This window comes from Pseudarthrobacter sp. NPDC080039 (genome assembly GCF_040702335.1).
Taxonomy (GTDB): domain Bacteria; phylum Actinomycetota; class Actinomycetes; order Actinomycetales; family Micrococcaceae; genus Arthrobacter; species Arthrobacter enclensis_A.
This window is the reverse complement of sequence record NZ_JBFBKY010000017.1, coordinates 72,481-82,138: the sequence shown is the minus strand read 5'-3', so window position 1 is coordinate 82,138 and position 9,658 is coordinate 72,481. Positions and strand designations below refer to the sequence as shown.

The following is a 9,658-nucleotide window of genomic DNA, read 5'->3' as shown; positions in this document are numbered from 1 at the left end:
AACGCCGTCGCCACCGTCCTGGTAGGCACCTGGGTCAAGGAAATCGACGGCGCCCAGGTCACCCGCGTCCTCTCCGGCGAACTGCCCTTCGACGAACAGACCATGATCGCCGGACACGGCGAAATGACACCAAAAGAAGAAGGCGGCCGCCAGGTTGCCACGGCCTAGCGCCAAGCTTCGGGACCGCCCGGAACCGCCCCTGCAGCTGTGCTGCAGGGGCGGTTTTGCGTCTGCAGGCACCTCAACCTTCGACCTCAGCTAGAGGGTCAAGGCTCAACATCCGCAGAAAGTCAAGTTCCGTCGAATACCGTGTCGGGCGCTGTAACCTAGGGAGCAGAACGAAGGGCGCTGGTGAGTCAGCGGCAGGAAATCACCGTTATCGAAAGTGTGGACAGATACGTGAGCAGCGAACAGGGTTCAGCAACTCTGGAGGGCACGGAATTCGACCTGGAAAACGCGGTGATGGGCCCCACCGGGCGCCCATACCGGGAATTCCCGGAACCCGCGCCGCTGTCCTCCCACGGTCCGGCGCGCGTCATCGCCATGGTCAACCAGAAGGGCGGCGTGGGCAAGACCACCTCCACCATCAACCTTGCGGCGGCGCTGGCCGAATACGGCCGCCGCGTCCTGCTGGTGGACTTCGATCCGCAGGGTGCGCTGTCCGCCGGCCTGGGCGTCAACCCGCACGAACTGGACCTCACCGTTTACAACGTCCTCATGGACCGCAAAGTGGACATCCGCGATGCCATCCACCAGACCGGCGTCCAGAACGTCGACCTGCTGCCGGCCAACATCGACCTCTCTGCCGCGGAAGTCCAGCTGGTCAATGAAGTTGCACGTGAACAGGTCCTGGACCGTGCGCTGAAGAAAGTCGAAGACGACTACGACGTCGTCCTCATCGACTGCCAGCCGTCGCTGGGACTGCTGACGGTCAACGCCCTCACGGCAGCCCACGGCGTCATCATCCCGCTCATTTGCGAGTTCTTCGCCCTCCGCGCCGTGGCCCTCCTGGTGGAAACCATCGACAAAGTCCAGGACCGGCTGAACCCGAGGCTCCAGGTGGACGGCGTGCTGGCCACCATGTATGACGCCCGCACCCTCCACAGCCGTGAAGTGATCACCCGCCTGGTGGAAGCATTCGGTGACAAGGTCTTCGAAACCGTCATCAAGCGCTCCATCAAGTTTGCAGACGCAACCGTGGCCGCGGAGCCCATCACCAGCTACGCCGGAACCCACGTGGGCGCCGATGCCTACCGCCGGCTCGCCAAGGAGCTCATTTCCCGCGGCGGCGCACCCTAAGACACCGCCATGGCCGAATCCAAGCCCGGCTTCGAGGTGCGGCTGGCCAACTTCACGGGTCCCTTCGACCTTCTCCTTGGCCTGATTGCCAAGCATCAGCTGGACATCACCGAAGTAGCCATTGCCACGGTTACGGACGAATTCATCAAGTACATCCGAAAGCTGCAGCAACTCGGCGAGGAATGGGCACTGGACGAGGCCAGTGAATTCCTGGTGATCGCCGCAACGCTGCTTGACCTGAAGGCTGCCCGGCTCCTGCCCGCGGGCGAGGTCGAAGACGATGAGGACATTGCCCTGCTGGAGGCACGGGACCTCCTCTTCGCCCGCCTGCTGCAGTACAAGGCCTTTAAACAAGTGGCAGGCATCCTTGGGGAGACGCTGCACCAGGAAGGGCGGCGCTTTCCACGGCAGGTGGCGCTTGAGGAGCACTTTGCCGCGATGCTCCCCGAACTGGTGTGGAAGCACACGCCCCAACAGTTCGCCGCGCTGGCTGAGGCAGCGCTTCGGCCGAAGACGCCGGAGGAGCCACCTCGGGTGGCACTTGGCCACCTGCACGGCAGCAACGTCAGCGTGAAGGAGCAGGCCCGGCTGCTGGGCCTGCGGCTGCAGCAGGAGTCGCCGCTAACCTTCCGTTCCCTGATTGCGGACGCCGGCTCCACCCTGGTGGTGGTGGCGCGCTTCCTGGCCCTCCTGGAACTGTTTCGGGACAGGGCGGTCTCATTCGACCAACTCTCGCCTCTGGCGGAGCTCGCCATCCACTGGACGGCCCAGGGCCGGGAGTGGTCAGCGGAGAACCTGAGCGAAGAATACGAGGAGCAACTGTGACCCCCCAGCAGGACGCCGGCATTGACGAGGCCCCGGACTACGCCGATTTCCCCGGCGGCGCCAAGGCTGCCCTCGAAGCAGTACTCATGGTGCTGGACGAACCTGCAGGCGAGGAGGAGTTGGCCGCAGGCCTTGGCCTGACGGTGGCTGCAGTCGGGACCCTGCTGGCCGAACTGCAGCGCGAGTATAACGGCTATACTGGTAAGGCCCCGGAGATGGAAAGTGCCAGCAACACTGGCATCGGTTCCAGTCCCCGGGGTTTTGAATTGCGGAACATCGCCGGTGGCTGGCGGATCTACTCGCGGGCGGAGTTTGCCGACATCGTCGGCAAGTACGTGCTGGAGGGGCAGACTGCCAGGCTTACCCAGGCGGCGCTGGAAACACTGGCTGTCATCGCGTACCGCCAGCCCGTTTCCCGGGCCAGGGTATCCGCAATTCGCGGCGTCAATGTTGATTCCGTCGTACGGACGCTCGCGCAGCGGGGGCTGATCGAGGACGCTGGAACTGATCCGGAGTCCGGCGCAATCCTGTACCGGACCACCTCCTACTTCCTTGAACGGATGGGAATCAGTTCGGTGGAGGAGTTGCCACAGCTCTCGCCGCACCTTCCGGGGCTCGACGGAATCGCCGAGTTCTACGACGCCGGGACCATGTAGGCGGGGATCCCCGGCCTGCAGCGGCTATTACCAGTTTTAGTTATCAGGGCAGACGAAGTCTGCGGGGCTGGCTAGGGTTGTCCTTGGACACTCTGCCGGCCAAAACACATTGAAGGACGGGTCATGACACAGGCGGGACGCCAGGGTTCACCACGTAACGGTTCGGGACGCGGCGGGAACGAACGCGGCAATTCAGCGCAGCGCGGCAATTCGCAGCAGCGCGGTTCACAGGGAAGCAGCTTCAGCGGAGGCTCCCGTGGCGGGACCGGCAAACGTGCCGCCGGCTTTGGCGGGGACCGGCCGCACCGCGCCCCAAAGCCGCGCGAGGAGCGCTTCATCGACCCCGACCTGGCGGGGGACCAGCCCGGACGCGGTGCCGAAGGCACCAAGGGCGCCAAGCCGTCGTCGCGCAAGCCCGCTGCCCGCAAGCCAGGGGCAAAGAAGGCCCCCGGAACTCCCGGTGCCCCCAAGCCCAAGCCGCGCACCGGAGCGCCCGGGGCAGCAGCCTCCCGTGCGTTCGGCAGCGAACGCTTCGGGCAAAACCTGGGGCCCGTCCGCAAGCCCTCCCGGAAGAAGCACCCCCGGGGCAACGTCCCCCAGTCGGACCTCCACGATTCGGACGGCGTGCGCCTCCAGAAGGTAATGGCGTCCGCAGGAGTGGCCTCCCGCCGCGTCTGCGAGGAGATGATCGCCGAGGGCCGCGTCGAAGTGGACGGCCAGGTTGTCACAGAACTCGGCGTCCGCATCGATCCCAAGACCGCCGTCATCCACGTTGACGGCCTGCGGATCCAGCTGGACGAGAACCTCGTGTACATGGTCTTCAACAAGCCCAAGGGCGTGGTGTCCACCATGGAGGACCCCGAAGGCCGGCCCTGCATCAGCGACTTCCTGAAAAACAACAAGAACACCGGCGAACGCCTCTTCCACGTGGGCCGGCTCGACGTCGCCACGGAAGGGCTGCTGCTGCTGACCAACGACGGCGAACTGGCCAACCGTCTCACCCACCCTTCCTACGAGGTCCCCAAGACGTACCTGGTCCAGGTCCGCGGGCCCTTCCCCCAGGGTGTCGGTGCCCAACTGAAGTCGGGCGTGGAGCTGGAGGACGGGATGGCGGCCGTGGATTCGTTCCGCCTTGTGGATTCGACGCCCGGCCACGTGCTGATCGAGGTTGTGCTGCACTCGGGCAAGAACCGCATCGTGCGCCGCATGTTTGACGCCGTCGGCTTCCCGGTCCAGCGGCTGGTGCGCGTGAAGGTGGGCCCCATCGGGCTCGGAGACCAGCGCCAGGGCAGCATCCGCAACCTGGGCAAGCAGGAAGTCGGCCATCTGCTGGCATCCGTAGGGCTCTGAGGCATGTCCGCGTTCAAAAGCCAGGGCCGCGGGCATCTGGACGGCCCCGTGGTGGTCCTCGGTACCGGACTGCTGGGCACGAGCATCGGCCTGGGCCTGTGCGGACGCGGCGTGCCCGTGTTCCTCTCGGACCCGTCGCCCACCAACCAGGCGGTGGCCGTGGACATCGGTGCCGGGCGCCCCTTGGCGGAACTGGGCAGCAGCAGCCCGCAGCTGGTAGTGGTGGCCGCTCCTCCTGACGTAACGGCCGACGTCGTATGCCAGGCGCTGTCTGACTATCCGGGCGCCGTCGTGGTGGACATTGCCAGCGTCAAGGCGGATATCCTTTCCCGGCTTCGCAGCCTCGGCGCAGACCTCTCCCGTTATGTGGGTACCCACCCGATGGCGGGCCGGGAGAAATCCGGTCCGGTGGCTGCGCGCGGTGAGCTGTTCACGTCCATGCCGTGGGTGGTGTGCCCTTCGGAAGAAACATCCGGGGCTGCCCTGCAGGTGGCACGATCGCTGGCTACGGACCTGGGTGCCGTCGTGTCGCAGTTCAGCGCGGACGAACACGATGAAGCAGTGGCACTGGTTTCCCACCTGCCGCAGATCATGTCCTCCCTGCTGGCCAGCCGCCTGCAGGGGACACCGCTGCATGCGCTGTCCCTGGCCGGCAACGGCCTGCGCGATGTCACCAGGATCGCCGCGAGCGACCCCACCCTGTGGGTGCAGATCCTCGGCGGCAATGCAGCGAAGGTCGTAGAGATCCTTTACGGGGTTCGCGAGGACCTGAACCGCCTCATCGGAACCCTGGAACAGCCCAGCGCCCCCGGGGCACGCCTGGATCTGGCCCAGCTCATCAGCGAAGGCAACGCGGGGCAGGCGAGGATTCCCGGCAAGCACGGCGGTCCACCTCAGGCGTACTCCTGGCTCACCGTCCTGGTGGATGACAGGCCGGGCCAGATCGCGCAGCTGCTCACCGAGATCGGTGAAATCGGGGTGAACGTGGAGGATCTCCGGCTGGACCATTCCTCCGGGCAGAACGTTGGCATGGTGGAATTGTCTGTGTTGCCGAACAAGCACGACCACCTGATCGAAGCTCTCAACGACCGCGGATGGCGGGTACTTCAGTAATGACACAGGAACTCCTCGAAACCATGCGTGCGCTGCGCATCGGCCGGCCGCTGGTGGTTGCCATTGACGGGCCCTCCGGCTCCGGTAAGTCCAGCGTGAGCAAGGAAGTCGCCCGCAGGTTGCGGCTGGCCTACCTGGACACCGGCGCCATGTACCGCGCACTGACCTGGTACTGCGTCTCCGAGGGCATCGACCTCGATGACACTCCGGCCGTGGAGCAGGCCTCCCGGGACTTTGTCCTGGAATTGAGCACCAGCCCCCAGGAGGAATATGTCCGGGTGGGCGGGGTCGACGTCACGGAAGCCATCCGTGAGCCGGCAATCTCGTCCGCCGTCAGTGCCGTTGCCACCACGCTCGGTGCCCGGACCGAACTGATCCGCAGGCAGCGGGAACTGATTGAAAGGCACCACCGGCGCATGGTGGTGGAGGGCAGGGACATCACCACCGTCGTCGCGCCCGGGGCAGAGGTCCGCATGCTCCTGACTGCCAGCGAGGAAGCCCGCCTCCGCCGCCGCGGGATCCAGCTTGGCGGCACCCAGAACGCCGAGCAGCTCGCAGCCCAGGTGACCCACCGGGACGCAAGGGATTCAACCGTCGTGAACTTCACCCAGGCGGCCGATGGCGTGGTTACGCTGGACTCGTCGGACCTGGACTTCGAGCAGACCGTCGACGCCGCCCTCGTGATCGTGACCAAGGTGCTGAACCGTGACTGAGTCCCTGGCCGGGGTGCCGTCCGGGCTGACCATGGCGTGGAGCAGGCCCGTGGGCTGGATCCTTGACCACCTGGTCTACCGGACCAGCGTGACCGGCAAGAGCAACGTCCCCACCGGCGGACCTGTAATTTTCGCCGCCAACCACATCAGCTTCCTCGACGGGCCAGTGATGTTCGGTGCGGCGCCGCGGCCCATGCACATCCTGGTGAAGCAGGAAATGTTCAAAGGCTTCCTGGGGAAGGTGCTGGCTGCGTCCGGGCAACTTCCGGTGGACCGCCGGGGCGACCGTGCAGCCCTGCAGCGCTGCAAGGACGTGCTCGACGCCGGCCGGTGTGTGGGGATCCTCCCTGAAGGAACGCGGGGGAGCGGGGCAGCAGCGGACATCAACGGCGGCGTGGCATGGCTGGCACTGAACTCCGGGGCTCCGGTGGTCCCGGTCGCCATCCTGGGCACGCGGCAGGGCCACGAGCACCTGGATTTCGTCCCGCGGCCGGGCCGGCGCTTCCATGTCAGCTTCGGATCAGCCCTCACGCTGGCCCGCCGGGCCGGCGAAACCGGGCGTGCTTCAATGGACAGGGCGGCGCAGGAGATCCGTGCAGCACTGGCAGGGCACGTCCAGGACACCATCCAACTCAGCGGGCAGCACCTGCCTTTCGCTGACCACAAAGACTTGACAGTAGCCGGGGACGCCGGCAGATGACCACTAAGGACAGTGCAATGAGCGACACCACCCAGACTTCCGGGCATTCCGGCGCCGACGACGAGTACCGGCCCACAGGCAGCGACCAGGTTGCCGAACGGCTGGCAGCGATTGACGACGACGAAGCGGAGCTGCGTGCCGCCTCCCTCCGGGCCGGCCTGGAGGACTACGAACTCGACGAGGACGACGCCGCCCTGCTAAGCGGTGAGTACGGCGACGAGGACTTCGAGGGCCCCCTCAAGCTCGACCCGGTCCTGGCGATCATCGGGCGCCCCAACGTGGGCAAGTCAACCCTGGTGAACCGCATCCTGGGCCGCCGTGAAGCAGTGGTGGAGGACACCCCCGGCGTCACCCGCGACCGCGTCATGTACTCGGCCCACTGGAACGGCCGCAACTTCACGCTGGTGGACACCGGCGGGTGGGAGCACGACGCCCGCGGCATCCACGCCCGCGTTGCAGAACAGGCAGAGATGGCCGTGGAACTGGCCGACGCCGTGCTCTTCGTGGTGGACTCCGCCGTTGGCGCCACGGCCACGGACGAAGGCGTCATGAAGATGCTCCGCCGCAGCAAGAAGCCGGTCATCATGGTGGCCAACAAAGTGGACGACTTTGCGCAGGAAGCCGACAGCGCCGCGCTGTGGGGCCTCGGATTCGGAGAGCCTTACCCCGTTTCGGCGCTGCACGGCCGAGGGGTTGCGGACCTCCTCGACCACGTTATGGACGTCCTGCCGGAGTTCTCCACGATTGAAGGCGTGGAGCGCTCCGGCGGCCCGCGCCGCGTGGCGCTCATTGGCCGCCCCAACGTCGGCAAGTCTTCCCTGCTGAACAAGCTCGCGGGATCGGAACGCGTCGTGGTGGACAACACCGCCGGCACCACCCGCGACCCTGTCGACGAATTCATCGAACTCGGCGGCCGCACCTGGCGCTTCGTGGACACCGCCGGCATCCGCCGCCGCCAGCACATGGCCCAGGGCGCTGACTACTACGCCTCCCTCCGGACGCAGGCCGCGCTCGAGAAGGCGGAGGTCGCCGTCGTGCTCCTCGCCGTGGACGAGGTCCTCAGCGAACAGGATGTCCGCATCCTGCAACTGGCCATCGAGTCCGGGCGGGCCCTGGTCCTGGCCTTCAACAAGTGGGACCTGCTCGACGACGAACGCCGCCGCTACCTGGAGCGGGAGATCGAACAGGACCTGGCCCACGTGGACTGGGCTCCGCGCGTCAACATCTCGGCAAAGACCGGCTGGCACAAGGACCGCCTGGTTCCTGCACTGGACCTGGCCCTGGAGAACTGGGACCGGCGCATCCCCACCGGGCGCCTCAACGCCTTCCTCGGCGAGCTCGTGGCCGCGCACCCACACCCGGTCCGGGGCGGCAAGCAGCCGCGCATCCTCTTCGGCACCCAGGCCTCCAGCCGGCCGCCGAAGTTCGTGCTGTTCACCACCGGATTCCTGGATCCCGGGTACCGCCGGTTCATCACGCGCCGGCTGCGCGAGACCTTCGGCTTTGAAGGCACACCCATCGAGGTCAGCATGCGCGTGCGTGAGAAGCGGGGCCGGAAGCGTTAATTGCGACACACCCTGCGGCTGATCGCCAAAAAGTGTCACTGGCACCCCTTGGGATCGTGTAAGCTCTTCTAGGTGGTTCGGCCGGACTGCTGATGAGAATCCTTGATTCGAATGCAGCGGAGAACGGCGGAACCAGCGGGCTGTAGCGCAGCTTGGTAGCGCACTTGACTGGGGGTCAAGGGGTCGCAGGTTCAAATCCTGTCAGCCCGACCAAAGAGCGGAAAGCGCCGGAGAATTTCTCCGGCGCTTTCCGCTTTTTTGGCTTCGCCGTCATTCATGCCCGTGCACCTTCCCCCGGACAAACCACCCCGGGATCCTGAGGTGATTTGTCGGGATGGGGGTGTCCTGCCCGGAATGCGTCATCACAGGTTCCAGCTAGCCGAGGGCGGCGTCCAGGGTCACGAAGCCGTAGCCTGCCGCCCGGAGCTGGGCGATCACCTGTGGGAGGGCCGCGGCGTCCAGTGTTGAGCCGTCATCGGGGTTGGAGCCGAGGTGCATCAGGACGATCTCCCCGGGCTGCGCGGAAGCCATGACGCGCTGGACGATGAAGCCCGGGCCACGCGTTCCATTCATGGTGCCTTGCCAACCCAGGGTGTCAACGGTCCACCGGATCGCCGCGTAGCCGGCGGCGTTGACGTCCGCGATCGTGCGCGAATCGCGGGCGCCGGACGGGAAACGGAAGAACGGGAGCGGATCGCCTCCCGCGGCCTCAATGGTCCTCTGCGCGCTGCCGATCTCCGCCGCGATCTGGGCGTCGGTCAGGGTGGTGAAGTCCGGGTGCGTCATGGAGTGATTGCCGATCCGGTGCCCCGCGTTGTAGATCAGTGCCGGACCGGACGGGAAATGGTTGACCCAGTCTCCGGTGAGGAAGAACGTGCCTGGGACGCCGTTGGCTGCCAGGGTGCTGAGAATCGATTGGAGGGCGGCGTCGTTGGCGCCGGCGTCGAACGTGAGGGCAACAACCTTTTGCGTGGTCGGAAGGCGCTCGAGGTCCACGCCCAGGAGTGTCGACGGGACGCTGGTGTAGATGACCTCGGTCCTTCCGCTGGCCTCGTGCCACAGGATCGAACCGCGCTGGAAGTCGCTGCGCAGGCCGCCCGTGATGCCGTACACCCCACTGATCGGGTAGCCGAGACGGCTGCGCTCCCAACCGAGGGCCGCCCACTGGGCGCGGATGGCTCCGTGCACCTCGTGGGCGCCCGTGGCCGGCGACCAGTAGATCGACGAGCCGCCGGTCGTGCCGCTGAAGTGGTTGTACCGGCCGACCCCGTCGGGTGTGCCGATCTCGTCCGTCAGGGGGAATCCGAGCACGCCTGACGGCCCGCCGAGCTCCAGATAACGCCTGCGGATTTCGCCGTGCAGTTCGTGGGCGCCGGTGCCGGGGCTCCAGTAGATGGTGCCGCGTGCGAAGTCGTTGTAGCGGCCGGGGGCGCCGGG

General features: G+C 66.4%; 9 protein-coding genes, 1 tRNA gene and 1 pseudogene. 10 read left to right on the top strand and 1 reads right to left on the bottom strand.

What is annotated here, in order from left to right; genetic code table 11:
• From AB0313_RS16475 to AB0313_RS16430, 10 genes and pseudogenes are all read left to right on the top strand, one after another.
• Positions 1 to 168, top strand: a pseudogene (locus tag AB0313_RS16475) (C4-dicarboxylate transporter DctA); the annotation flags it as partial.
• Between the two features lie 231 nt (positions 169 to 399).
• Entirely contained in the window at positions 400 to 1,299 is a 900-nt protein-coding gene (locus AB0313_RS16470) for an AAA family ATPase (protein WP_307312620.1), read from the top strand.
• Between the two features lie 9 nt (positions 1,300 to 1,308).
• On the top strand, positions 1,309 to 2,124 hold the full coding sequence (locus AB0313_RS16465) for a ScpA family protein (RefSeq protein ID WP_141940843.1): 816 nt from the start codon (positions 1,309 to 1,311) through the stop codon (positions 2,122 to 2,124).
• Positions 2,121 to 2,780 carry an SMC-Scp complex subunit ScpB gene (locus AB0313_RS16460; RefSeq protein WP_307312605.1) on the top strand — a complete coding sequence of 220 codons (660 nt, stop codon included), beginning with the start codon at positions 2,121 to 2,123 and terminating at the stop codon, positions 2,778 to 2,780. Before AB0313_RS16465 ends, AB0313_RS16460 begins: the two co-directional genes overlap by 4 nt.
• A 123-nt stretch (positions 2,781 to 2,903) precedes the next feature.
• A complete protein-coding gene (locus AB0313_RS16455; protein ID WP_307312608.1) occupies positions 2,904 to 4,130 on the top strand; it encodes a pseudouridine synthase in 1,227 nt (408 codons plus the stop codon).
• Positions 4,131 to 4,133: 3 nt separating this feature from the next.
• Positions 4,134 to 5,243: a prephenate dehydrogenase gene (locus AB0313_RS16450; protein ID WP_366306807.1), complete on the top strand. Its 1,110-nt coding sequence runs from the start codon at positions 4,134 to 4,136 to the stop codon at positions 5,241 to 5,243.
• Positions 5,243 to 5,956, top strand: a complete 714-nt coding sequence (cmk, locus tag AB0313_RS16445; RefSeq protein ID WP_141940846.1) for a (d)CMP kinase — start codon at positions 5,243 to 5,245, stop codon at positions 5,954 to 5,956. The genes AB0313_RS16450 and cmk overlap by 1 nt, the downstream gene beginning before the upstream one ends.
• Positions 5,957 to 6,005: 49 nt before the next feature.
• Entirely contained in the window at positions 6,006 to 6,656 is a 651-nt protein-coding gene (locus AB0313_RS16440; protein ID WP_366306812.1) for a lysophospholipid acyltransferase family protein, read from the top strand.
• Between the two features lie 17 nt (positions 6,657 to 6,673).
• Complete coding sequence (gene der / locus AB0313_RS16435; RefSeq protein WP_141940847.1) at positions 6,674 to 8,221, top strand: ribosome biogenesis GTPase Der; 1,548 nt, start codon at positions 6,674 to 6,676, stop codon at positions 8,219 to 8,221.
• Positions 8,222 to 8,357: 136 nt separating this feature from the next.
• A tRNA-Pro gene (locus tag AB0313_RS16430) sits at positions 8,358 to 8,434 on the top strand.
• Positions 8,435 to 8,596: 162 nt separating this feature from the next.
• On the opposite strand, the gene AB0313_RS16425 is transcribed toward AB0313_RS16430, so the two are convergent.
• Positions 8,597 to 9,658 (bottom strand): polysaccharide deacetylase family protein (locus tag AB0313_RS16425; RefSeq protein WP_366306805.1); only part of this gene is annotated, 1,062 nt, incomplete at its 5' end.